The 22,528-nt window shown below is 65.9% G+C and carries 23 protein-coding genes, 1 tRNA gene and 1 pseudogene; 22 read left to right on the top strand and 3 right to left on the bottom strand.

What is annotated here, in order from left to right; genetic code table 11:
- From ACHWRX_RS13380 to ACHWRX_RS13355, 6 genes are all read left to right on the top strand, one after another.
- Nucleotides 1–998 (top strand): sensor histidine kinase (locus tag ACHWRX_RS13380; RefSeq protein WP_394659563.1); only part of this gene is annotated, 998 nt, incomplete at its 5' end.
- The gene (locus ACHWRX_RS13375) at nt 998–2,248 is read left to right on the top strand and encodes an arsenic transporter (protein WP_394659565.1); all 1,251 of its coding nucleotides are present in this window, start codon (nt 998–1,000) and stop codon (nt 2,246–2,248) included. The genes ACHWRX_RS13380 and ACHWRX_RS13375, both read left to right, overlap by 1 nt.
- Nucleotides 2,249–2,393: 145 nt before the next feature.
- The gene (locus ACHWRX_RS13370) at nt 2,394–3,674 is read left to right on the top strand and encodes an AAA family ATPase (protein WP_394659562.1); all 1,281 of its coding nucleotides are present in this window, start codon (nt 2,394–2,396) and stop codon (nt 3,672–3,674) included.
- A complete protein-coding gene (locus ACHWRX_RS13365) occupies nt 3,674–3,835 on the top strand; it encodes a hypothetical protein (protein WP_394659561.1) in 162 nt (53 codons plus the stop codon). Before ACHWRX_RS13370 ends, ACHWRX_RS13365 begins: the two co-directional genes overlap by 1 nt.
- Nucleotides 3,828–4,172: an HNH endonuclease signature motif containing protein gene (locus ACHWRX_RS13360; RefSeq protein WP_394659560.1), complete on the top strand. Its 345-nt coding sequence runs from the start codon at nt 3,828–3,830 to the stop codon at nt 4,170–4,172. The genes ACHWRX_RS13365 and ACHWRX_RS13360 overlap by 8 nt, the downstream gene beginning before the upstream one ends.
- A gap of 101 nt (nt 4,173–4,273) precedes the next feature.
- Nucleotides 4,274–5,923 (top strand): terminase large subunit, encoded by a 1,650-nt coding sequence (locus ACHWRX_RS13355; protein WP_394659559.1) that lies wholly within the window; start codon nt 4,274–4,276, stop codon nt 5,921–5,923.
- Here the strand turns inward: ACHWRX_RS13355 and ACHWRX_RS13350 are convergent.
- Complete coding sequence (locus tag ACHWRX_RS13350; RefSeq protein WP_394659558.1) at nt 5,920–6,450, bottom strand: hypothetical protein; 531 nt, start codon at nt 6,448–6,450, stop codon at nt 5,920–5,922. The two genes, ACHWRX_RS13355 and ACHWRX_RS13350, sit on opposite strands and share 4 nt — an antisense overlap.
- 269 nt (nt 6,451–6,719) lie before the next feature.
- On the opposite strand from ACHWRX_RS13350, the gene ACHWRX_RS13345 reads away from it, so the two are divergent.
- From ACHWRX_RS13345 to ACHWRX_RS13310, 8 genes are all read left to right on the top strand, one after another.
- Entirely contained in the window at nt 6,720–7,238 is a 519-nt protein-coding gene (locus ACHWRX_RS13345; RefSeq protein ID WP_394659557.1) for a hypothetical protein, read from the top strand.
- A 64-nt stretch (nt 7,239–7,302) separates the two neighbouring features.
- On the top strand, nt 7,303–7,977 hold the full coding sequence (locus ACHWRX_RS13340; RefSeq protein ID WP_394659556.1) for a hypothetical protein: 675 nt from the start codon (nt 7,303–7,305) through the stop codon (nt 7,975–7,977).
- A 202-nt stretch (nt 7,978–8,179) separates the two neighbouring features.
- On the top strand, nt 8,180–9,397 hold the full coding sequence (locus ACHWRX_RS13335; protein WP_394659555.1) for a phage major capsid protein: 1,218 nt from the start codon (nt 8,180–8,182) through the stop codon (nt 9,395–9,397).
- Between the two features lie 3 nt (nt 9,398–9,400).
- Complete coding sequence (locus ACHWRX_RS13330) at nt 9,401–9,661, top strand: hypothetical protein (RefSeq protein ID WP_394659554.1); 261 nt, start codon at nt 9,401–9,403, stop codon at nt 9,659–9,661.
- Complete coding sequence (locus ACHWRX_RS13325; RefSeq protein WP_394659553.1) at nt 9,658–10,197, top strand: HK97 family phage prohead protease; 540 nt, start codon at nt 9,658–9,660, stop codon at nt 10,195–10,197. Before ACHWRX_RS13330 ends, ACHWRX_RS13325 begins: the two co-directional genes overlap by 4 nt.
- Nucleotides 10,194–11,348 carry a phage portal protein gene (locus tag ACHWRX_RS13320; RefSeq protein ID WP_394659552.1) on the top strand — a complete coding sequence of 385 codons (1,155 nt, stop codon included), beginning with the start codon at nt 10,194–10,196 and terminating at the stop codon, nt 11,346–11,348. Before ACHWRX_RS13325 ends, ACHWRX_RS13320 begins: the two co-directional genes overlap by 4 nt.
- On the top strand, nt 11,348–11,545 hold the full coding sequence (locus ACHWRX_RS13315; protein ID WP_394659551.1) for a hypothetical protein: 198 nt from the start codon (nt 11,348–11,350) through the stop codon (nt 11,543–11,545). The genes ACHWRX_RS13320 and ACHWRX_RS13315 overlap by 1 nt, the downstream gene beginning before the upstream one ends.
- The gene (locus tag ACHWRX_RS13310; protein ID WP_394659550.1) at nt 11,542–12,621 is read left to right on the top strand and encodes a tyrosine-type recombinase/integrase; all 1,080 of its coding nucleotides are present in this window, start codon (nt 11,542–11,544) and stop codon (nt 12,619–12,621) included. Before ACHWRX_RS13315 ends, ACHWRX_RS13310 begins: the two co-directional genes overlap by 4 nt.
- Before the next feature lie 6 nt (nt 12,622–12,627).
- Here ACHWRX_RS13310 and ACHWRX_RS13305 read toward each other — a convergent pair.
- Nucleotides 12,628–12,701, bottom strand: a tRNA-Gln gene (locus ACHWRX_RS13305).
- 208 nt (nt 12,702–12,909) lie between these two features.
- On the opposite strand from ACHWRX_RS13305, the gene ACHWRX_RS13300 reads away from it, so the two are divergent.
- Together ACHWRX_RS13300 and ACHWRX_RS13295 are read left to right on the top strand one after the other, a co-directional pair.
- Nucleotides 12,910–14,286 carry a Ppx/GppA family phosphatase gene (locus tag ACHWRX_RS13300; RefSeq protein ID WP_394659549.1) on the top strand — a complete coding sequence of 459 codons (1,377 nt, stop codon included), beginning with the start codon at nt 12,910–12,912 and terminating at the stop codon, nt 14,284–14,286.
- On the top strand, nt 14,283–14,948 hold the full coding sequence (locus ACHWRX_RS13295) for an RlmE family RNA methyltransferase (protein ID WP_058737821.1): 666 nt from the start codon (nt 14,283–14,285) through the stop codon (nt 14,946–14,948). The genes ACHWRX_RS13300 and ACHWRX_RS13295 overlap by 4 nt, the downstream gene beginning before the upstream one ends.
- A 707-nt stretch (nt 14,949–15,655) precedes the next feature.
- Here the strand turns inward: ACHWRX_RS13295 and ACHWRX_RS13290 are convergent.
- The gene (locus ACHWRX_RS13290) at nt 15,656–16,339 is read right to left on the bottom strand and encodes a c-type cytochrome (RefSeq protein WP_394659548.1); all 684 of its coding nucleotides are present in this window, start codon (nt 16,337–16,339) and stop codon (nt 15,656–15,658) included.
- Nucleotides 16,340–16,486: 147 nt separating this feature from the next.
- On the opposite strand from ACHWRX_RS13290, the gene ACHWRX_RS13285 reads away from it, so the two are divergent.
- The 6 genes and pseudogenes from ACHWRX_RS13285 to ACHWRX_RS13260 form a co-directional block, all read left to right on the top strand.
- Nucleotides 16,487–17,380, top strand: a complete 894-nt coding sequence (locus tag ACHWRX_RS13285) for a prephenate dehydratase (RefSeq protein ID WP_394659547.1) — start codon at nt 16,487–16,489, stop codon at nt 17,378–17,380.
- Between the two features lie 69 nt (nt 17,381–17,449).
- Entirely contained in the window at nt 17,450–18,097 is a 648-nt protein-coding gene (locus tag ACHWRX_RS13280; RefSeq protein WP_058737831.1) for a hypothetical protein, read from the top strand.
- A complete protein-coding gene (locus tag ACHWRX_RS13275) occupies nt 18,094–19,398 on the top strand; it encodes a DUF4350 domain-containing protein (RefSeq protein ID WP_394659546.1) in 1,305 nt (434 codons plus the stop codon). Before ACHWRX_RS13280 ends, ACHWRX_RS13275 begins: the two co-directional genes overlap by 4 nt.
- A gap of 5 nt (nt 19,399–19,403) precedes the next feature.
- Complete coding sequence (locus ACHWRX_RS13270; protein ID WP_394659564.1) at nt 19,404–20,360, top strand: AAA family ATPase; 957 nt, start codon at nt 19,404–19,406, stop codon at nt 20,358–20,360.
- A gap of 231 nt (nt 20,361–20,591) precedes the next feature.
- Nucleotides 20,592–21,908: a DUF58 domain-containing protein gene (locus ACHWRX_RS13265; protein WP_394659545.1), complete on the top strand. Its 1,317-nt coding sequence runs from the start codon at nt 20,592–20,594 to the stop codon at nt 21,906–21,908.
- A 34-nt stretch (nt 21,909–21,942) separates the two neighbouring features.
- Nucleotides 21,943–22,528 (top strand): annotated as a pseudogene (locus tag ACHWRX_RS13260) (stage II sporulation protein M); the annotation flags it as partial.

The following is a 22,528-nucleotide window of genomic DNA, read 5'->3' as shown; positions in this document are numbered from 1 at the left end:
AAGGCCCGCGCGCTCATGCTCCGCAGCCGGGCGAGGGGCATGACGCGGATGGACGCCGGGTTCACATGCGCAGCGTCTCGCTTCCCAGCACCGCCGGTACGGTGACGCTCACCGCCGCCGCGCCCTGGGCCATGGTGCAAAAGCCGGTGCGCGGCGCACTGCTGCCGCTGCTGGCGATCCTGGCGATCCTGGGCGCGGTGCTGGGCGGCGCGGCTTTGGTGCAGCTGCGGCTGGGCCTGCGTCCCTTGCGCCGCCTGCGCGCCGATGTCGCCGCCGTGCGGGACGGCCGCGCGCAGACGGTGGAGGAAGACCAGCCCGAAGAACTGCGCCCGCTCGCCACCGAGCTGAACGCCTTGCTGCAGGACAATGCCCGAACCCTGGCCACCGCGCGCGCCTCTGCTGCCAACCTCGCCCATGCGCTCAAGACGCCGGTCGCGGCGCTGGCGCTGGAATTGCGCGATGATCCACCGCGCGCCGCGCTGGTCGATCGGCTCTACGGCACCATCCGCCACCATCTCGCCCGCGCGCGCAACGCGGTGACGGAACGCCGCGCCGCCACGTCGCTTGCCGAAACGATTGCGGACTTGCTGGGCACCGTGGCGCAGCTCCACGCGGACCGCGAGCTGGCGTTCGACGATACCGCGCAAACAAACGTCGCCGTGGCGATCGAACGCTCCGACCTGGAAGAGCTGCTGGGCAACCTGCTGGACAACGCCGCGCGCCACGCCGCCAGCCGGGTCGCGATCGCCACCACGGCCCAGGACGGCACGGTGCGCATCACCGTCAGCGACGACGGGCCCGGCATCCCCGTGGCCGATCGCCTGCGCGCCACCGCGCCCGGTGTCCGCCTGGACGAGCGCGGCGATGGCGACGGCTTCGGCCTTGCGATCGTGCGCGATCTTGCCGAACTGAACGGCGGCCGGCTGCTGCTGGACGAAGCCCCCGGCGGCGGCCTGGCCGCCACGGTCGAACTGCCGCGCGCGGGAGGCGCATCGTGATGATCCCGGCCAACGCCGCCACTCTGGGCATCTGCGCCGCCGCGATCGCGGGGGTGATCGGCCGCCCGTTCCGCTGGCCCGAGGCGATCTGGGCGGTGCTGGGCGCGGTCGTGCTGCTGCTGGTGGGCCTGCTACCGTGGTCCGAAGCCCTCGTCGCCGTGGGCAAGGGCACGGACGTCTATCTATTCCTGATCGGCATGATGCTGCTGAGCGAAACTGCGCGTCAGCAGGGCTTGTTCGACTGGGTCGCCGCCACGGCTGCGCGGCATGCGAAAGGGTCCGCCAGCCGCCTGTTCGTGTTGGTCTATCTGACGGGAATCGTCACCACCACGTTCCTTTCGAACGACGCCACCGCCGTGGTGCTGACGCCCGCCGTCTATGCCACCGCACGCCGGGCCCGCGTCGATCCGCTGCCGCTGCTGTTCGCCTGCGCGTTGATCGCCAACGCCGCCAGTTTCGTGCTGCCGATCTCAAACCCCGCCAACCTGGTGCTCTATGGCGGTACGATGCCGCCGCTGGGGCAATGGTTCGCCTCGTTCGCGCTGCCTTCCGCGGCCTCGATCCTGGTGACGTTCCTGGCGCTGCGCTGGGTGGAGCGCGAGCGGATCGGCGGTACCTGCCACTCGGACGTGGAGCGCACCGCCTTGTCGCGCGGCGGCAGAATCGCGCTGGGCGGCATCGTGCTCACCGCCACCGTCTTGCTGGTCGCGTCGGCAATGGACGTGGAACTGGGCCTGCCGACCTGCATCGCGGGCGTGGCCTGCTCGCTAGCGGTATGCCTGCTGACGCGCAGCTCGCCGCTGGGCGTCGTGCGCGATGTTGCGTGGAGCGTGCTGCCGCTGGTGGCCGGGCTGTTCGTGCTGGTCGCCGCGCTGGACCATGCGGGCGTGACCCGCCAGATCGTCGCCGCGCTGAAAGACCTCGCGACCGATCCGGCCCACGGCGCGCTGGTCTCCGGCACGGTGCTGGCTTTTGCCTCCAACCTGATCAACAACTTGCCCGCCGGCCTGATTGCCAGCACCGCCGTCGCGCAGGCGCACCCGCCGCGCCTGATCGTCGATGCGCTGCTGATCGGCGTGGACCTTGGCCCCAACCTTTCGATCACCGGCTCTCTGGCGACGATCCTGTGGCTGCAGGCGATCCGCCGCGAAGGCGAGGACGTGACCTTCTGGCGCTTCCTGAAAGTGGGCGCGGCCACGATGATCCCCGCCCTGGCCGCCGCGCTGGGCGCGAGGCTGTTGCTGGGGTGAACTATCGTTTCAGGGGAAGTGGATGCCCGACAAGGATTGGTTAAATTCCTCCTTATCAGCACCTTAGCCTGGCTATCGTCCTTTTTTTGCCCCAGCTTTTCTGCGGCCTGCCAGGCCGCTTTGGCTAGACTTGCGAGGCTCGCAGATGAGCACTCGTAACCCATTTTCAGACGGCTCCAACGTGATCCCGTTTGACGCAGGCGACACCTTCGATCTTATCGATCCAGGTGCATGGGCTGGCGCGGAGCCGCCACCGCGCGAATGGATGCTCGATGGCTGGTTGCCACGTCGCCGTGCCGCGTACCTGACAGGCGCCGGCGGCGCGGGCAAGTCGTTGCTGGGGCAGCAACTCGCCACGTGCACAGCGCTTGGCGTGCCCTTCCTCGGACTTGCGACGACGCAAGCGCCGGCGATCTATCTGACGGCCGAGGATGATGCTGATGAGTTGCAGCGCCGCCAGCGCGCCATCTGCCACACGCTTGGCGTCTCAGAGTCCGAGCTGCAGATGAAGCTGTTCCTGGTCTCGTTATTTGGGCGATCGGATAACGAGATGATCGCCTTCGATCGCGATCATGGATTGCTGGAAACCCCGGCGTGGGCGAAGCTGAGGAACACGGCCAGGACGACACTCTCGCGCCTGGTGATCGTGGACAACGTGTCGCACGTGTTCGGCGGCAGCGAGATCGATCGCACGCAGGTCACCGCGTTCGCCAACCACCTGAATAGCCTGGCGCTCGCGATCAACGGGACGGTCCTGCTAATCGGCCACCCGAACAAGCAAGGCGACGCATATTCGGGCTCCACGGCATGGGAGAACGCCTTTCGCGCGCGGCTCTACTTCGATGCGCCAAAAGACGAAGCGCACAGCGACCCGGACGCTCGGCAGCTTTCTCTTCCGAAGGCCAACTACGCACGGAAGGGCTCGGCTATCGAGGTCCGCTGGCACGAAGGAGCCTTGCTCCGCAACGATGAGCTGCCGCCTTCAGCAGCCAGCGAGATCCGCAAGATCAGCGCCGCGACAGCCAAGAACGATGCCTTCCTGAAGTGCCTGCGTATCCGCGTTGAGCAGGGCAGGCCGGTGGGGCCCAACATCGGGCCGAATTACGCGCCCACCGAATTCGCCAAGATGCCACAAGCGAAAGGCACGACGAAGGACGAGTTCAAGCTGGCCATGGAGCGGCTCTATTCGATCGGCGCTATCCGGTCAGCCACCCAGCGCAACAAGGCCAAGGGGAGAGACCTTACGGTCGTGGAAGAGGTCACCCCGAACTTCCCCGAACACTCTCCCCGAACACTCTCCCCGAACGCACCCGAACGCGCAGAAATCCGTGACCCCGAACACTCTCTATATCCTACGGATATATTGGGCGGCCCCCATGGGGAGGGCCCGCCCTCTATCCATCCTGATGAACTGGATTGGACCTGATGAGCATCCAGCAGACAGGCACAGCCGAACGATTGCAGCGATTGTCCAACCGCGTTGGCCGGCTACGGCCCAACTGGCAAAACCCGGAAGCGTTCTTTGAAGAGCGCAGCGAACTGGAGCGAGAGCTGCGGCTTGTCGCGAGGCAGGTGGCACGTGGCTAAGTGGCCATACAACACCACGGCCTGGCGAAAGCTACGTGCGCTCAAGCTGGCGGGAGAGCCTCTATGCGAGGGATGCGACCGACTAGGCTTGCTGGTAACAGCCAGCCACGTTGACCACCGCAAGCCCATCTCGGATGGCGGCGATCCTTTCCCGGCCCTCGATGCCCTCGCAAGCCTATGCCGCCCCTGCCACAGCGCCAAGACAGCACGCGGCGTGGAGGCTGGCGCGGTGAAGACAGGCAAGCCGAGACGCGGATGCTCGCCGGACGGCACGCCGCTCGACCCATCTCACCCCTGGTCAGCCAATCCGATCGAGCGGAAAATCTCTCAGGGCTGACGCACCTGGACCGCTTCCGAACCTGGTTACAGAGTTAGTTGGGTTTGAGATCGGCCAAGATACTGAATTAGAACGGAAGTTAGTTATTTTGGAGCGGCCGAATGGGTAAGCGCGGACCAGGTGCAGCACGGATGATCGAGGCGGGAGCCTCTGCTCGCCTCGCCATGCCCGACATGTTCAACCCGCAACCGGTCGGCCCTGCACCACACCCCTGGGAAGCCTCTGGCCTGACGCGCGCCGAGAGGGTGATCGCCTTCATCGAGGATTTACCGGTGACGAAGGGCTTCGGCGCTGGCAGCAAGGTCCAGCTCGAGCCTTTCCAGCGCGACTGGATCCTGGCGATCTACGGTGACGGGGAAGACGGCTTGCGCGAGGTTCGCACCGGCCTGCTGTCAGTGGCTCGCGGCAACGGCAAGACGGTGCTCTGCGCCGGCCTTGCGCTCTGCCATCTGGTGGGCCCGGAGGCGGAACCGCGGGGCGAGTGCTATTCCGCCGCGGCGACCAAGGAACAGTCGGCGCTGATCTTCGCGGAGATGGAGGCGACGATCCTTGCAACGCCCTGGATGGCCGCCAGGCTGAACGTGAAAAGCTTCAACAAGGAAATACACGATCCTGCCACCGGCTCGCTTTACAAGGCGCTGGCGAGCGACGGAAAGTCGGTGCACGGCCTCGCGTCCAGCTTCGTCGTCTGCGACGAGCTGGCGCAGTGGAAGTCGCGCGAGCTGTTCGACGTGCTGCGGACCTCGCTGGGCAAGCGGGCGCAGCCGCTCTTGCTGGTGATCGGCACGCAGTCGCCACGCGCGGAGAACATCATGAGCGAGCTGGTGGACTACGCCGGCCGCATCGAGTCTGGTGAGATCGAGGACGATAGTTTCCACGGTACGGTTTACGCGGTCCCCGAGGATCTGGACCCATGGGAGCCGGCGAACTGGAGGCTGGCGAACCCGGCATTGGGCCGGTTCCGATCGGAAAGCGAGATGGCGCAAGAGGCGCGTCGAGCGCAGCGCATGCCGACATTCGAGCCGGCGTTCCGCAACCTCTACCTGAACCAGCGCGTCGATGCCGAGCCGAAGGCCATCAACCCGGCCGAGTGGGAGCTATGCGGTGGCACGTTCGATCCGGCCGCGCTCGCCGGCCGGCCCTGCTACGCCGGCCTGGACCTGTCCAGCACGCGAGATCTTTCCGCCCTGGCGCTCTACTTCCCGGAGGATGGCGGCGCGCTGGTTCTGCACACCTGGTGCCCGAAGGAGAACATGGCCGATCGGGAGGAAACCGATCGCGTGCCGTATCGCACCTGGGCGAAGCAGGGGCACATCGAGGCAACACCAGGGCGCGCGATCGACAAGCGGTTCATTGCAGCGCGCCTGGCCGAGACGCGCGAGCGTTACGAGCTGCGCGGCATTGCATTCGATCGGTGGGGCATGGCCGATCTGCGCGCCATCCTGAACGCAGAAGGGATCGACCTGCCGCTGGTCGATTGGGGACAAGGCTACCGCGACCAGGGACCGGCCGTGGATGCCTTCGAGATCGCGATGTTGGAGGGCAAGCTGCTCCATGGCATGCAGCCGGTGCTACGCTGGGCTGCGGGCAACTTGGTCTACGAGATGGACCCTGCCGGCGCTCGCAAGCCGAGCAAGAACCGATCGATCGACAAGATCGACCCAGTGGTGGCGACGATTATGGCGATCGGCTTGGCGAGTCGAGATGAGGGCGAGAAGACTTACCGAGGCAGTGGAATTGTTTGGCTCTAGCAATCAAGGAGAGCGGAAGGACTAGTTTCCTTGTGTATCGCAACTCGAAGAGACCGAATTCTTGACGCCGCAAGCTCCCTTATTTCAGATTGGTTCAAGCCAAAATTAAGAGACTTAGATTCGGTTTCGTCATCGTCCAACTCAGACGTTCTATTTAATTCGTTAGCGTCAAACATTAGCAGTGACAGAGCATCAATGTCTTTCCAAAGGGATGGCGAGAAGAGGAATTCAGCCTCTCCTACGACGTCGACATGTGCTTTAAATTCCTCCTCATTAACAATTTCGCGCTCAAATGCGATCCGTACAACGAAAGTGCGTAATGCATGAAAGCAAGCTAACCGCCGATCAAATAGTTGAAACCTTAAATCAGCTTCAGCAATCGCTACTTGTCTTGCAATTATAACTGACTGGTTATGAGCAATAGATGCCTGCTTTAATCCAACCATCAAAGCAGCACCAACGGCCAGTACACCCGTCGCGAGCGTGGCAAAGCTTGGCCAGTCAAACTGATCCCAATAAATTGGCACAGATTAGCTCAAGGCTGCTGCGATTAGCCGCCTTATTGCTTCAGGACGGGTGAGAGTTACAGGCTGATCGTCAATCCATGTATCCAGCAGCTTAAGCTGTGCGGGCGGAAGTTTTACAAGCACGCCCTTGGAGCCAACGACTGGGCGACCCGGTTTTCGGATATCGGCTATTGCGCTTGGCATGCATAAGGGATATCTGAAAAGCGAGCCGAACGGAAGCGCCAACTCCCGCCCGGCTCTAACCGCAACCGATCCGTAGGAGATCGATCATGGCTGAAGCCGCCTTTACCGGTGGGCGCTCGCTCGCGCCAACTGGATATTCACCCGACCTGTCCAGGCGTCAGATATTCGCTGGCGCTACCCGCGCCGGACTGGCTGTGAGCGCAGTGGCACTCGCGCCGGCAGCGCTGTCGATGCCGGCCAACACACCAGCCCCACACCCCACCGTGACGCGTGCGAAACACCAGCGCGCCCGAAGCAATGCCCGGTTTTGGCAGCTGCATGCAGAGTTCGAGCGGCTCAACGCAGCGTGGGAGGCCGACGACGACAATAGCGAAGAGGCATGGGACGCCTGGTCGGAGAAGGTGACCGAAGCCGAGGATTTGATGCTCCTCGCGCCGGTTTCATCCGCTGCCGCGATCGCTGCGAAGCTGCGCGCTCGCCCCGATCCGGAGGGGTACAACTTGCCTGCCCCCGCCGGCAACGTCTTCCAGATGATCCTTTGGGATTTGGAACGCCTCTCAATGCTGGCGATGACCGGGATCGCTGAACCAGGTGAGCTGGCGTAAACCCGCTTGCTATCGTCACAATCCGATGATAGACGGCTATTGTAGATTTGAGACGATAGAGCTGATGCCACGTATTTCACAGATCACTGATGACTTCGCAGAGCGGTTCAATTTCGAGCCGTCTCGCGTTGCTCAGATTGCGAAAGCCTTGCGCATGGATGCTGATGGATTGATCCGGTCGGGTCCGCGTGGCGTAAATGCGCCTGACGCGACTCCGCTGGAGGCAGCGCGGCTGCTGATCGCCATGATGCTCCGAGTGAAGCACCACGAAGCGGCCGAGGGCGTGAAGCTGTTCGGCCGCTTTCGTCCGCTCGACGGTACGCCCGTTTCAATCGGGGGCAAGGCAGCGCAGACCTTCGAAGACGCTTTCGCGATACTGCTCGGATATTGCGGTCAACCGACAACTCCGGGCGAGTTCAACCCGCTACTCGACCGCTTCGAGTTCTCCTTGTGGATCCATCGCGACACGTGCTTCGCCGACATCTTTATCGGCCAGTGGGAGGGCGATGCGGATGAGGACGCGGAGGCGGTGTTTGCCCGCCAAGAGACCTTTCGCTTCGTTCATCCCGAGTTCGGCGCAGTAGCGGCGAACGATTATGAGATGACGCCCGAGCTGCGAGCCTCATGGCGCCGGTATCGCACCGGCTTCCACGAAACGCCCATGCTGACGAAAAATGACCTGATCGAGATAGGCCAGGTACTCGCCGGCCATATGCCGCCGCTGCTGGTGGCAGAATGATGTTCTTACCCGCCCCTACTTGTGAGGCCGAGGCGACGCGGCCGATAGCGGAAAGCCCGATGCGCGGGGCGGGACAGCAGTGCGCTGGGTTTCGACAGCGTTCAATCGGGCTACGTCGCCAATTTTTTGCCAACGTCGCGAGACAGTCGGCACTCACAAGGCCGGAGGCTTCGGCCTCCGGTCTACATGAAAGGACGGCATCATGCCGAAGCTGAAAGACCTCCTAGAGCGCCGGACCGCAATCACGGCTGAGCTGGGGAAAGATGACATCACCGATGATCGCGTGATGGAGCTGCGCTCCGAATATGACGCGCTCAAGCCAAAGATCGCGCGTGCCGAGATGTTGGAAGAAGCCGAGCGCCGCGAAGCTGGCACCGTTATCACCGGTCGCACCGACGAACACTTGAGCCAGGAGCTGCGTAGCTTCTCGCTTACCAAGATGCTCGCGCATGCAGCGGGCCTGAATGTCGATGCCGGTCACGAGCTGGAGCTGCAAGCGGAGTTAACGAAGCGCGCCGGCAAGCCGGCCGAAGGCTTCTACGTGCCGACCGAAATCTTCGAAAAGCGCGCCCAGCTCACCACTTCGAGCGAAAGCATCACTCCGATCACATTCCGCCCAGACCTGTTTACTTCGGCCCTGACAGCATCGGCCGTGCTGACGACGCTCGGCGCGACCACCCTGGCGGGCCTGACGGGCGACGTGACGATCCCGCGCGAGACAGATAGCCCGCAAGTTGGCTGGGTCGCTGAAAACGTGGCGTTGCCCTACGACGATGCCGCGTTCGACAGCCTCACCCTTTCACCGCATCACGTGGGCGTCATCACCGAGATCAGCCGGCAGATGCTCCAGCAGTCCAGCCCAGCGATCGAGCAGCTTATCCGCAACATGCAGGCGCGGAACATCGCACTGGAGATCGATCGCGCGGGGCTCAACGGAAGCGGAACGGGGGCGGTGCCACGTGGCGTCCTCAACGACCCTGCGGTTGCCAGCGTCCCCTACGCGGACGATCTGTTCTCGACCACCGCAGCGATGATCGCGAAGGCCGACCTTGCGAACGTCTCCAGCAATCGCGGCTTCCTCTCGACCAACGCAGTCAAGGGCCGCGCGTCGTTGTTGCGGGATGCGACCGGCAAGCCGATCCCCATCGCTGACACGTTCCACGGCGAGCCAGCGCAGTTCACCAACCAGGCCCCGAGTAATCTCGGGGCGGGCACGAACGAGCACGGCCTGGTCTATGGCGACTGGTCCGATTTCCTCATCGGCATCTGGAGCCAGATCGATGTGCTGGTGAACCCCTTTGCGCAGTCTGCTTACGAAAAGGGCAACGTCCTGGTCCGCTCCATGGCGACCGTGGACTTCGGCGTGCGCCGCCCTGCCTCCTTCGTGAAGGCGACTGGCATCCTTGGAACGGAGGACTAATCCATGTCCAACCCCTACACTTCCGCCGCACGCTTCGGAGTGCGCAAGTCCGCTGCGATCACGCCGCACGCCACCAACCCGCTGCCGCAAGTTGCCGACAGCATCTACATCGGCGTGACCGGCGACGTTACCTGCCGGTTGGAAGGCGACAGTAGCGATCGCCTTTTCAAGAACTGCATGCAGGGAACCGAGCTGATGGTCCGCGCCACGCATGTTCGCGTTTCCGGCACAACGGCGACCAACCTTGTGGCGATGATCCGGTGAGCGCTGCGGCATCCCTTGAGCGGCGCACCTTTAGCGAGGTTCGGACCGCTGGGCGGCGGCTTGAGGGCTATGCCGCGACGTTTGGAAGCAAGGCCGCGCTGGGCTCAATCGTGGAAACGATCAAGCCTGGCGCGTTCGGGCCGGCGCTTGCCGGTGACGTGCTTGCGCTACTCGATCACGATGCCAGCAAGGTGTTAGGCCGTACGCGCAGCGGCAGCTTGCGACTTGCCGAGGACGCGAAGGGCCTCACGTTCTCGCTCGACCTGCCGGACACTCAGGCCGGTCGCGACGTGCTTGCATTGGCGGAACGCGGCGACCTTGGCGGCATGAGCTTTGGCTTCATGGTCCCGAAGGGCGGCGAAGAGTGGGACGGCGACAACCGCACCCTGCTTAAGGTTGATCTGAAAGAGATCAGCGTCGTCTCGGCCTGGCCAGCCTATCCCGACACCACGCTTGCCCTGCGCAGCCGCCAGCAAGCCCGTTCCGCGCGTGTCGAGCTGCTACGCGAGATCACGCTTGCGGAGCTACGCGCATGAAGCTGCTCGACCGCATGGCTCAACTTGCCGGCTACGAACGCCGCGACGATCGCGCCGACCCGTCATGGAGCGCCGTCGCTCAAGGGAGCGGCTACCAGGGCGGATTGTCTGCCCGCGCAGCTGAAAACCTGTCTGCCGTCCTGGCCTGCTCGACGGTGATCGCCACAAGCCTCGCGAGCATCCCAGCGCTGGTCTACCGTCGCCAGGACGAAAGCCGCATCGAGGCGGTCGGCCATCCGTTGTATCGCATCACCCGCCAGGGTGTCAGCGAGGCCATGACGTGGCCCGACTTCATCGAGCATCTGGTGGCATCCGCGTTGCTCACAGGCAACGGCCTCGCGGAGATCCTGCGCAATGCCAACGGCGGACTTGTCGGGTTCCGATACATTCCATGGACGATGGTCAGCGTGCTCCAGCTGGCCAGCGGCCGCATGGGCTACGATATAAACGAAGGTGCCGGCCGGCCGCGCCGCTTGCTTCAGGGCGAGGTGCTCCACCTTCGCGACCGGACAGACGGCAACGGTATCGGCATCTCGCGCCTTGCTCGCGCAGCCGACACGATGAGCACGGTGCAAGCCGTCAACATGTTCGCCCGCAAGTTTGTCGAGAACAGCGCGCAGCCAAGTGGCTTCATCAAGTCGGCACAGAGCCTCACATCGCAACAAGTTGAGATGCTGCGGCACCAGGTGAACCAGCGATATTCAGGAGCGGCGAACGCCGGTCGCGTCGGTATCCTCGATCTGGGCATGGACTGGGTACAGGCGCAGATATCGCCCGAAGACGCCGAGCTGCTGGAGTCGCGCAAGTTCGGCGTCGAGGAGATTTGCCGGCTGTTCCAGGTGCCGCCACCCCTGGTGCAGGACTACTCGCACAACACCTTCACCAATAGCGAGACGGCGGGCCGTTGGTTCGCCATGTTCACCCTCGCGCCCTGGGCGCGCAAGATCGAGGCGGAGTTCGCCCGCAACGTCTTCCCGTCCAGCGGCGGGTACGAGATGGAATTGGACCTGTCTGGCTTCCTGCGCGGTGACCCGCAAACCCGCTGGAACGCGCACAAGATCGCGATCGACACCGGTGTGCTCGATGCCAACGAAGTGCGCCAGCTCGAAGGCTGGAACCCGCGCGCTACGCCTGCGCCGAAGGTGGCCTGATGACCAGGCGCGCCCTCATCAGAATGGACGAGCTGCGCCGCATGGCGCGCGTTGTCCGCGACGAGGGCGTGACCTTCAAGGGATGCGTTGATCCGCTTGGTTCGTTCACCTTCACGCTGGCACCTGCTACAGCCGCAACGCTGCCGACCGAGGAAGACGACTTGGATCGCCGCATCGAAGAGTTCGGCCGCTCATGAAGGCCAAGTCTTTCAAGTGGGTTTCCGTCACTACGATCAAGGGGAAGACCTATTGGCGCTTTCGCCGCACGGGATATGATACGTACTACTTCAAGGCGGCGATCGGCACGAAGGCGTTCGAACGGGAGTACGCCGCCTGCTTAGAGCGCGAGCCGATCACGATAGGAGCGGGCCGCATCGAGCCTGGCAGCGTATCTGACGCGATCGCCAGGTATTATGCGGACAACGCCTACCTCGATCTCCGCGCGTCGACGCAGACGGTCTACCGGGGCGTCTTAGACCGCTTCGGGAAGCAGTTCGGCGATGTATCCCTGCGCCGTTTCGATGCGGACAGGATCGCCCGCCTGATGACAAGCATGCGCGACAAGCCGCACGCTGCAGCTCGGCTGCGCAAACTGCTGACCCAGCTGTTTATCGTGGCACGGCGCGCTCGCCTGGTGCCCTATAGCTTCAACCCTGTTGGGGACACGAAGCCACCAAAGGCAGAGAGCGAAGGGTATCACCGCTGGAGCGAGGAGGAACTGGCGCTGTTCGAGGCGACTTACGCCCTCGGAACCAAGCCGCGCCTGGCATACTCCCTGCTGCTCTACGCAGCGCAGCGGAGCGGCGACGTTCGGCTGATGACTCATTCGATGATCGCAGACGGTCGCATTCGTCTCGCGCAAAGCAAGACCAGCGCGTTCGTCGATGTGCCAATCGTCGCGCCTCTCCGGGAAGCGCTCGACGCCGGGCCGCTTGGTGCCAGGACGCTGCTTGAGACAAGGGACGGCGAGCCGTTCACTCCCAAGGGTTTCTACAACATGCTCAAGAAGGCGTGCATTGCCGCGAGCATCCCGCATTGCTCACCACATGGCTTGCGCAAGTCCGCCGCTAGGCGGTGCCGGGAGGCCGGATGCTCCAACGAAGAGGGCATGGCAATCACGGGCCACAAGACCGAACGCGAGTATCTTCGCTATGCCGGCGACTCGATGAGAGCGACGCACGCAGACGCTGCGATGGTCAAGGTTTTGGCTAGACGTTCCGAAAACCTAGCCAAAGGTAAGTCGCAAGTACCTGATAAGGCACTGAAAACATGATGGAAGTGGATGCCCGACAAGGATTCGAACCTTGATTGACGGAGTCAGAGTCCGCTCTCTTACCGTTAGAGGATCGGGCAACGAGGCGGCCTCTCTAGCGGGTGAATTGGGTGGGTCAAGCTTGTTTTGCGGCCATTTGTGCGCCGGACGAGCCTTCCTGCGGCCTCATCTTCGTGATGCCGTCATACCGCCGTGCTGCGCCCTTGCCGAGCAGGCGCGGGCGCGTTAGCATCCGGTTCAGGTATTCGCCCCGCTGGGCGGAATGGTTTTTTGAAAGTTTATGTTTCCATGGCGGAATCACTTCCGCCGGCAGCGAAGGTCGAAATGTCGGGGCGTCGCGCCAGGCGGCGTCATGCGCGCAAGGGCAAGGTTCGCCCGGCCGCAGCCGATTCGCCCGATGCCCGCGGCGCGGGCGGCAGGGCGCATCCGACAAGCGTCACGCCGCGCGAGAACGACACGGGGCCGCGCCCCGCGCATGCGCCATCGGCCCAAACCGCCGAGGGTCTGGCTAAGCGTCCGGCAACAGGCCCGGCTGCGAGTCCGGCCGTGGCGACCGGGTCCTTTTCAGCGCCAGGCGGCCCCGCTCCGCTCGCCAAACCCGCGTTCACTTCGCGCGGCGAGGGTGCGCCCACGTTCAGTCGCCCGCCGCTGTACCGCCAGTCCTACGCCGCGATCGATCTGGGCACGAACAACTGCCGCCTGCTGATCGCGCGCCCATCGGGTGAGCACTTCACCGTGATCGACGCGTTCAGCCGCGTGGTGCGGCTGGGCGAAGGACTGGCGCAGACCGGCCGCTTGTCGGACGAGGCGATGGACCGCACGCTTGGCGCGTTGCGGGTCTGTGCCGAAAAACTGATGCGCCGCAATGTCTTCCTGGCGCGGTCGGTGGCCACCGAAGCCTGCCGCCGCGCCGAAAACGGCAGCGCCTTTATCGAGCGCGTGCGGGAGGAGACGGGCATCGCGCTCGACATCATCAGCGCGCGCGAAGAGGCGCGGCTGGCGGTGCTGGGCTGCCACGTGCTGCTGGAGCAGGGGCTGGGCCCGGCCATGATCTTCGACATCGGCGGCGGCTCCACCGAACTGGTGCTGATCGAAAGCACGGACACGGTGCCGCGCATCCTGGATTGGCAGAGCGTGCCCTGGGGCGTCGTATCGCTCAGCGAAAGCTGCGGCGATGAAGGCACCACGCGTGAGGCGCGGGTGGAGCGCTATCGCCACATGCACGGCCTGGTCGCCGAAAGCTTCGCCGCGTTCGCCCGGCGCACGCAGCCTGCGCGCGAGTCGGCCTCGGAAGGTGGGCCGCTGCGCCTGCTGGGCACCAGCGGCACGGTGACGACGCTGGCCAGCCTGCATCTGGAATTGCCGCAATACGATCGCAGCGCCGTGGACGGCCTGATCGTGCCCTCACAGGCGATGCGCGCGATCAGCGAACGATTGTCGACCATGGCGATCGAGGAGCGGCGCGAACTGCCTTGCATCGGGCGCGAGCGGGCGGACCTGGTGGTCGCCGGTTGCGCGATCCTGGAGGCGATTCTGGACCTGTGGCCGGCCAGTCGGCTGGGCGTGGCCGATCGCGGCATTCGCGAAGGTATCCTGCGCAGCCTGATCTCGGGCCATGGCTCGGCACAAAACGCGGGCCGCCCCGCCACGGAGAATCGTCTATGAGCCGATCAGGACGCGATCCGGGCGAGCGGTTGAAGACCGCCAAGAAGCGCACGACCAGCTCGGCCCGCTGGCTGACGCGGCAGCTGAACGATCCTTACGTGAAAAAGGCCAAGGCGGACGGCTACCGCAGCCGCGCGGCCTACAAGCTGCTGGAATTGGACGAGAAATTCGCACTGCTCAAAGGGGTGGAGCGCGCCGTTGACCTGGGCATCGCGCCGGGTGGCTGGAGCCAGGTGGTGCGCCTGCGCAGCCCGAAGGCACGCGTCGTCGGCATCGATCTCCTGCCGACCGAACCGATCGAGGGCGTCACCATCTTCGAGATGGATTTCATGAGCGATGCCGCACCGGCCGCTCTGGAAGAGGCGCTGGAAGGCGCACCCGACCTCATCTTGTCGGACATGGCGGCCAACACTGTGGGCCACAAGCAGACCGACCACTTGCGCACCATGGGCCTGGTGGAAACCGCAGCGGATTTCGCCATCACCACGCTGGCGCCAGGTGGGACGTTCGTGGCCAAAGTGCTGGCGGGCGGCACCGATACCGCGCTGCTGGCGCTGCTGAAACGCCACTTCACCAGCGTGAAGCACGCCAAGCCCCCGGCCAGCCGCAAGGATTCGTCCGAGTGGTATGTGATCGCCAAGGGGTTCAAGGGGCAGCCATAAGCGCGGCGGATGCCTTCGCGCGCTGGTGGGACGTGTGGTTTGATGGCGCTGATCTGACAGTACCCATCCCCGTTCGTGTCGGGCGAAGTCGAGACAGCTGGGCTTCGCGCTATCGTGTCTCGACTTCGCTAGACACGAACAGGATGTAATTGTCCGACCGCAGTCGCGCCTTCAATCGAAAGGTAAGGTCGAGGGGAAGGGGGCGGTTTGTGGCCGGACTGACCCGCCTTGACAATGTGAACCATATAGGTTATACGCCGCAGCCATCGAAGAAATCCGACATGGCGGGTGCGGGTGGACGAAGGCCTCGTTCTAAACGTCCCGCGCCTTGCGGCCGGCGCTCAAGACGGGCGCCTGCACCGCGATGCAAGACTATAACCCGCCGGCACTAGCGCCGGAAATGGGGCCGGCGGGCTTTTGCGAGCTTTTCCCGCCGGCCGTCTTGCACTTCAAAGCCGAGCGTGTGGTCCTGCTTTCGCGTTCCCCCACTCGCCGGTCGCACGATGGAATGCCGAGCCAAGCCTGTCGCGCCAGGCCAGTGCCGGCCGCACGCCTGCCGTCTGCTTCGGGCCATATCGCCGCGCTGGCCTGCGGACGATGGCGCTTGCGTGCCACTTTTTCCGCCCCCGCATCGCCGCACACGAAAAGCCCCGCCGATCCGGATGGGGACGGGCGGGGCCTTAGAAATCGGGTCCTGAGCGCAGGTCTTACGGGTTCTTCGAACCACCTTCTGCGCCACCGGCCTTATCGCCGCCTTCTTCCTTCGGGGCGGGGGCGGCCAGCGCGCCGGCGGCGGCTTGCGGGCCCGAGGGGGCAGGCTCGGCACCCTTGCCGGCAGGCGCCACGTCCGCGCCCGGAGCCGGAGCGGCGGGGAGCGGCAGGTTGGAGCCCTGCGTGTTCAGATATGCGATGATGTTGGCGCGGTCTTCCGCCTTGGACAGGCCGGCGAAGGTCATCTTGGTGCCCGGCGCGAAAGCCTTGGGGCTCTTGAGCCATTCGTTCAGCAGATCGAACGTCCAGTTGCCGCCCTTGCTCTTGAGCGCGTCGGAGAAGGCGAAGCCGCCCGCGCCCTGGCCGATCGCCTCACCCAACACGCCGTGCAGGTTGGGACCGATGCCGTTCGCGCCGCCCGCGTTGATGGTATGGCACGACGTGCACTTGGCGAACACCGCCTCACCCTTGGCCGGATCGGCGGTGGCGAGCAGCGTGGCGATCGGCACTTCGGCCGCCCCGCCGCCCTCGGCCTCCACGCCTTCGATGGCGTAGCCTTGCTTTTCAGGATGATGCGGCTTGTTCGCGCTGAAATAGTGCGAACTGATGCTGCTGAGGCCCAGAGCCACGACTCCGGAGAACAGCGTCCAGCCGGCGATGGTATTGAAGCGATCTTCCATTTAGAACAGGCCCCGGGTGTCTATCTTGTCTGTCGATTTGCCCTGCGCTCTAGTGTCGGCAAGGGGCGAGTGCAAGAGCCATTGCGGCTTACTTGTGCGGTCTGGCCATTGCGGTATCGCCGCACCGGGCTTAAGCGCCGCCCGGTTATGGAATCCTATCCGCAACCCGCTCGCGCCCTAGTGGCACAGATGGCAGAAGCCGCCGCCGCCGATCCCGCACGGGCCGTGGCGCTGCAAGGCGCACCGGGCTGCAACAGCCACCGCGCCGCGCTGGAGTACGATCCCGGCTGCCAGCCGCTGCCCTGCTTTGCCTTCGAAGATGCGCTGGACGCCTTGAAGGACGGCCGCGCCGATCGCGCGATCATCCCGATCGAGAATTCGCAGCACGGGCGCGTCGCCGACATCCACTTCCTGCTGCCCGAAAGCGGCCTGTCGATCGTGGGCGAACATTTCATGGAGATCCACCACGCGCTGATGGCGCTGGGGCAGGGGCCGTTCACCGGGGCCTACAGCCACCCGCAGGCGCTGGGCCAATCGCGCCATTTCCTGCGCGAACACAACATGGTGCCGCTGTCCTACGCCGATACGGCGGGCGCCGCGGCCTATGTGAAAGAGCGCGGCGATACCGGCGTGGCGGCGATCGCCCCGGCGCTGGCGGCCGAGCTTTACGGGCTGGATATCCTGGCGAACAACGTGGAGGACGCGGCAGACAACATGACCCGTTTCGTCATCCTGGCGCGCGAACCGCTGGCGCCCGCGGCGCTGGCGGGCGGCCCGGCGATGACGACGTTCATCTTCGAGGTCCACAACCGGGCCGCCGCGCTCTACAAGGCGCTGGGCGGATTCGCCACCAATGCCGTCAACATGACCAAGCTGGAAAGCTATCAGGTGGGCGCCAGCTTTGCGATGACCACCTTCTACGCCGATATCGAGGGCGCACCCGGCGATCCGCGGATCGATCGGGCGATGGAGGAGCTGGCGTTCCACTGCAAGTATGTGCGGCGGCTGGGCACTTACCCCCAGGCGCGCGCGCGAGGCTGACGCTTTCACGCGCGCAGTCGCTGCCCTTGGCGGTTGCGCCCGCTCGCCCGCCATGCCACCACCTGGGCCGTGAGCGCATCCGGGGCCCCAATCGCGAATTCGCCGACCGCTGCCGACGTCGCGCGTGATTGGGAAGCGGTGCGCGCCACCGCCGACATCCAGTTCGCGCCGCTGCCGCCGATGCCCGTCCCCAAGACGCCGGCCTGGATCGAGTGGCTGCAGGAGATGGTCGAAAAGGTGTTCGGCCCGCTCGCCCGCTATCTGATCGCGGCCTGGCCGATTCTGGAAAAGGTTATGATCGCGCTGGCCGTGGTGCTGGTGCTGTTCCTGCTGTGGCGCTTGCTGGTGCCGCTGCTGGGCTGGCGGCGCAAGCCTGAGGCCGAGGCGTGGACGCCCAGCCGGGAAGAAGCGCTGGCGTTGCTGGAGGATGCGGACAGGCTGGCCGCGCAAGGCCGCTATGGCGAAGCGGCGCATTTGCTGCTGCTGCGTAGTGTCGGCCAGATTCGCGCCGCCCGCCCCAACAGCGTGATCCCTGCCAGCACCGCGCGTGAGATCGCCGGCCTGCCGCAATTGCCGCCGCCCGCGCGCTCCGCCTTCGCGGTGATCGCGGGCGTGGTGGAGCGCTGCCTGTTTGCCTTGCGCGATCTGGACGCGGGGGACTGGCAGGTGGCCCGCGCCGCCTATGCCGACTTCGCGCTGGCCGAGCTGCGCGCATGAGCGAGCCGGGCCCGACGCCGGTGGGTGGCAATCCCTTCACCGCGCGCACCGCGCTGGCGCTGGTGGTGTTCGGATCGCTGGCCTTCGTCGCCCTGCTATGGATGATCGGCAACGGCCTGGCCCAGGGCAGCGCCAACAACGGCGGCGCGCATGGCGAGGGGCGGGGGCTGAACGGCTATGCCGCCGTTGCGGACCTGCTGGAGCGGCAGGGCCATGCCGTGCGGACCTCCCGTTCCAAGGCAGGGTTCGATCAGCCGGGGCTGCTGGTGCTGACGCCGCAACCGACCGCCAAGGGCAAGGACATCACCGAGGCGGTGGAGCGGCATCGCCGGGTCGGCCCGGTCCTGGTCATCGCGCCCAAGTGGACGGCCTTTCCCCTGCCCAGTGGCGACTTGCGCGCCAAGAAGGGCTGGGTGCAGCTTGCCGGGCCCGGAGAGATCAACTGGCCGGGCTTCCTGGACCAGCTGACGCTGAACGCCAGTGAGGGCGCGAAAGGCGCGCAAGTGCGCTGGCGCTCGCGCATGGCGGCGGGCACCTTCCCGGATGCGCGCAGGACCCTGGCGGGTGTGGGGCCGGGGCTGCTGCCGCTGGTGGAAGGAGCGGACGGGCGGGTCTTTGCAGCCTATCTGGACGATGGCGTGTTCCCGGCGATGGCGCGCCAGGCGCTGCGCCCGGCGGACGCGGCCACGCGCTATCGCTCGCAGACCTATCCGCTGATCGTGATGTTCGATGCCGATCTGCTGAGCAACTACGGCATGGCGCAAAGGCCCAGCGCCGAACTGGCGGTGCAGCTGGTGAACGCCGCCGCCGGGCCCGATGCGCCGATCACGTTCGACCTGACGCTGGCGGGGCTGGAGTTCAAGCCCAACCTCCTGTCACTCGCCTTCACGCCGCCGTTCCTGGCCGCCACGCTGTGCCTGCTGCTGGCCGCGATGGCGATCGGCTGGCGCGGGTTCCTGCGCTTTGGCCCGCCGCTGTTGCCGGGCCGCGCCATCGCCTTTGGCAAGCGCGCGCTGGTGACGAACGCGGCGGGCCTGATCGTGCGTTCACGCCGGTTGCATCTGCTGGGCCCGCCTTATGCCGACGCGGTGCGCGCCCGCCTGATTCGCGCGCTGGGCTTGTCCCGCGCGGGCGACGAGGCGGCGGACACGCTGGCCATCGATCGCGCCGCCGTTGCCCGGGGCGAGCCGAAGCACGCCTTTTCCCAAGCCGCCGCCCGTTTGCGCCAGGCCCGCTCCGAGCGGGAGCTGGTGAAGGCGGCGGCCGATCTCCACGCGCTCGAAAGGACGCTTACCCGATGACCACAATGACCCTTGCCGAAGTGGCGGACCTGGCCGCCGCCATCCGGGGGGAGATCGCCAAGGCGGTGGTCGGCCAGGCCGCGATCGTCGATCACTTGCTGATCGCGCTGATGGCGCGCGGGCATGTCCTGCTGGAAGGGCCTCCGGGTACTGCCAAGACATTCCTGGCGCAGTGCTTCGCCGCCAGCCTGGGGCTGGATTACGGCCGCATCCAGTTCACGCCGGACCTGATGCCGGGCGATATCCTGGGCTCCAACTTGTTCAACTTTCAGACCAGCACGTTCACGCTGACGCGCGGGCCGATCTTCCGCGACCTGCTGCTGGCGGACGAGATCAACCGCACCCCGCCCAAGACGCAGGCCGCCCTGCTGGAAGCCATGCAGGAGCGGCAGGTGACGCTGGACGGCACGGGGCACCCTTTGCCGGAGCAGTTCATGGTGGTGGCGACGCAGAACCCGATCGAGAGCCAAGGCGTCTATCCGCTGCCGGAAGCGCAGCTGGACCGCTTTCTGTTCAAGCTTTCGGTCCCCTATCCCAGTCATGACGAGGAGCGGGCCATCGTCACCCGCTATGCCCAGAACCGGGGCCTGCCCGATCCGGCGGAGCTGGGGGTGAGCGCGGTGGTCGATCCCGCGCGTCTCGCCGCCGCGACCACGGCGGTGGCGGGTGTCACCTTGTCCGAGCCGGTGGCCGATTACGTCGTGCGCCTGATGCGCGCCACTCGCCAAAGCCGCGACTTGTCGCTGGGCGCATCCCCGCGCGCGGCGGTGCTGCTGGCGGGCGCGGCACGCAGCCGGGCGGCGCTGGATGGGCGCGACTATGTGCTGCCCGATGACGTGAAGGCGCTGGCGGCAGGCGTGCTGCGGCACCGTCTGGCGCTCAGCCCTTCGGCCGAGATCGAGGGGCGGCAGGTGGAAGACCTGGTCGCCACGCTGGTCGCCAATACCGAAGCGCCGCGGTGAATGTTGCTGTGGTTGGCCTTGCGTGATCCTTCTCCCCTCCCCGCCGGGGATGGGCCGGGGGCCGGGGAGCGTCGCCCAAGGCGGCGCGTAAACGCTCGCGTCCAGGCCCCCACGCAGCCTCCCCTGACGTGGGGGAGTGGTTCGGTTGCGTCCATTCGGGACGCCGCGGCACGCCACCAACTGAGCAGGGGACGGGGATTCCAGGCATTTGCGCAGGAGCAGGCAGCCTAAGTGTCGCCGCTCCTTCCCACCACGCGCACCGTCGCGATCCTGGCCGGCGCGGCGCCGGTGGCGGTGCTGGTCGCCGCCACGGCCCCCGGGGCTTGGCTGGCGGTGCTCGCCCTCGCCTTGCTGGTGCTGGGGCTTGCCATCGTGGACGGGCTGATCGCGGGCGGGTTGGAAAGCTTCACCGTCACCGTGCCCGAAGACGCAGAGGTGGGCGCGCGGCATCGCTTCGGCTTCCACGCGCAGTTCAAGTCGGGACGGCGCAGCCAGGTCGACGCGGCCTTGGCCTGCGATCCGCGCCTGGCCGAAGGTGGCCGGGCCGTGGCCGCGCTGGCGGGTGAGGGGGCACAGGCGCAGGGCGAGGCGATGTTTACGCCCGTCCGGCGCGGCACTGGCGTGGTCAGCACGGCATGGCTGCGCTGGATTGGGCCGCTGGGCCTGGGCGCGCGCCAGCACGCCGTCGCCGTGGGGCGCGAGGTGCGGGTATGGCCCAATCTCGCCGCCGTGCGCTCGCCCGGCTTGCAGACCTTTTTGCGTGATGCGCAATTCGGCCTGATCGCCCGGCGCATCCGGGGTGAGGGCACGCAGTTCGAGGCTCTGGCAGAGTACCAGCCCGGCATGGACCGCCGCCGGATCGACTGGAAGGCGTCCGCCCGCCACCGCCATCTCTACGCCAAGGAGATGGAGACAGAGCGCAACAATCAGATCGTCTTCGCTTTCGATTGCGGGCAGGCGATGTGCGAGCCGGTGGCCGGCATGGCCCGCATGGACCGTGCGATCAGCGCCGCGCTCACCACCGCCTACGTCGCGCTGAAGGGCGGGGACCGGGTGGCGCTGCTGGGCTTTGCCGCCCGGCCCGAGGCGCTGAGCCCGTTCGTGGCGGGATCGGCGCAGTTCCATCGCTTGCAACGGGCCGCCGCCGCGCTGGATTACCGGGCGGAGGAGCCCAACTTCACGCTGGCGATGGCGACGCTTTCGGCCCGGCTTACCCGCCGCTCGCTGGTGGTGGTGTTTTCTGATTTCACCGACCCCACCAGCGCGGAACTGATGCTGGAAAGCGTCGGCCGGCTGGTGGCGCATCATGTCGTCCTGTTCGTGACCTTGGCCGACAGCGAGCTGGAAGACCTCGCCGCCGCCGCGCCGAATGAACTGGACGTGCTGGCGATCGCGGTTTCCGCCGACGGCCTGCTGCGCCAGCGTGCCGTGGTGCTGCAACGGCTGCGACAGCTGGGAGTGGATGTGATCGAGGCCCCGCACGATCGCATCGGCACGCGGCTGCTGGACGCCTACTTCGCGATCAAGCGCAAGGGAGCAATCGGGTGACTATTCCCTCGATACGGGCAAGAGGGGAAGGCTGATGGAGCCAAGTTCCGACTTGCTCACCGCCGCATTGCTGCGTTCGGATCGTTTCCGCATCGAGCGGGAGGGGGACTGGCAGCGGCTCGATGCGATCGTCACCGCCATGGAGAAGGGCCGCCTGCGCCGGATCTCGGACGCGGACCTGCTGGCCCTGCCGCAGCTTTATCGCACCGTCGCCTCCAGCCTCTCGATCGCGCGGAGCATCTCGCTGGACACGGCGACGCTGGGTTATCTGGAGACGCTTGTGCAGCGCGCCTGGTTCGTGGTCTATGGTCCGCGCACGTCGTTGATCGGCTGGCTGCGCGGGTTCTTGGGCGGCGGCTGGAGCCGGTCGGTGCGCGGGCTGGGAATCGATCTGGCGGTCGCCTTTGCAGTGATGGTGGCGGGAACGATCGTGGGCTGGCTGCTCGTGGCCCATGATCCCGACTGGTACGGCGCGATCGTGCCCGGGCAGTTTGGCGATGGGCGCGTGCCGGGTGCGAGCGCGGAGACTCTGCGCGGCACGCTGTTCGGCAATTCGGGGCAGAACGGGCTGGGCGTGTTTGCCGCCTATCTGTTCAGCAACAACGCGGGCGTCTCGATCA

This window comes from uncultured Novosphingobium sp., from assembly GCF_964277725.1.
Taxonomy (GTDB): Bacteria; Pseudomonadota; Alphaproteobacteria; order Sphingomonadales; family Sphingomonadaceae; genus Novosphingobium; species Novosphingobium fluoreni.
The sequence above is the reverse complement of the archived record's forward strand: the minus strand, read 5'-3'. Positions and strand labels throughout refer to the sequence as shown.

Coding starts and splice junctions, on each gene's coding strand:
- ACHWRX_RS13375 (WP_394659565.1), top strand. CDS start 998: ATGATCCCGGCCAACGCCGCCACTCTGGGCATCTGCGCCGCCGCGATC.
- ACHWRX_RS13370 (WP_394659562.1), top strand. CDS start 2,394: ATGAGCACTCGTAACCCATTTTCAGACGGCTCCAACGTGATCCCGTTT.
- ACHWRX_RS13365 (WP_394659561.1), top strand. CDS start 3,674: ATGAGCATCCAGCAGACAGGCACAGCCGAACGATTGCAGCGATTGTCC.
- ACHWRX_RS13355 (WP_394659559.1), top strand. CDS start 4,274: ATGGGTAAGCGCGGACCAGGTGCAGCACGGATGATCGAGGCGGGAGCC.
- ACHWRX_RS13345 (WP_394659557.1), top strand. CDS start 6,720: ATGGCTGAAGCCGCCTTTACCGGTGGGCGCTCGCTCGCGCCAACTGGA.
- ACHWRX_RS13340 (WP_394659556.1), top strand. CDS start 7,303: ATGCCACGTATTTCACAGATCACTGATGACTTCGCAGAGCGGTTCAAT.
- ACHWRX_RS13335 (WP_394659555.1), top strand. CDS start 8,180: ATGCCGAAGCTGAAAGACCTCCTAGAGCGCCGGACCGCAATCACGGCT.
- ACHWRX_RS13330 (WP_394659554.1), top strand. CDS start 9,401: ATGTCCAACCCCTACACTTCCGCCGCACGCTTCGGAGTGCGCAAGTCC.
- ACHWRX_RS13320 (WP_394659552.1), top strand. CDS start 10,194: ATGAAGCTGCTCGACCGCATGGCTCAACTTGCCGGCTACGAACGCCGC.
- ACHWRX_RS13315 (WP_394659551.1), top strand. CDS start 11,348: ATGACCAGGCGCGCCCTCATCAGAATGGACGAGCTGCGCCGCATGGCG.
- ACHWRX_RS13310 (WP_394659550.1), top strand. CDS start 11,542: ATGAAGGCCAAGTCTTTCAAGTGGGTTTCCGTCACTACGATCAAGGGG.
- ACHWRX_RS13300 (WP_394659549.1), top strand. CDS start 12,910: ATGGCGGAATCACTTCCGCCGGCAGCGAAGGTCGAAATGTCGGGGCGT.
- ACHWRX_RS13295 (WP_058737821.1), top strand. CDS start 14,283: ATGAGCCGATCAGGACGCGATCCGGGCGAGCGGTTGAAGACCGCCAAG.
- ACHWRX_RS13290 (WP_394659548.1), bottom strand. CDS start 16,339: ATGGAAGATCGCTTCAATACCATCGCCGGCTGGACGCTGTTCTCCGGA.
- ACHWRX_RS13285 (WP_394659547.1), top strand. CDS start 16,487: ATGGAATCCTATCCGCAACCCGCTCGCGCCCTAGTGGCACAGATGGCA.
- ACHWRX_RS13275 (WP_394659546.1), top strand. CDS start 18,094: ATGAGCGAGCCGGGCCCGACGCCGGTGGGTGGCAATCCCTTCACCGCG.
- ACHWRX_RS13270 (WP_394659564.1), top strand. CDS start 19,404: ATGACCCTTGCCGAAGTGGCGGACCTGGCCGCCGCCATCCGGGGGGAG.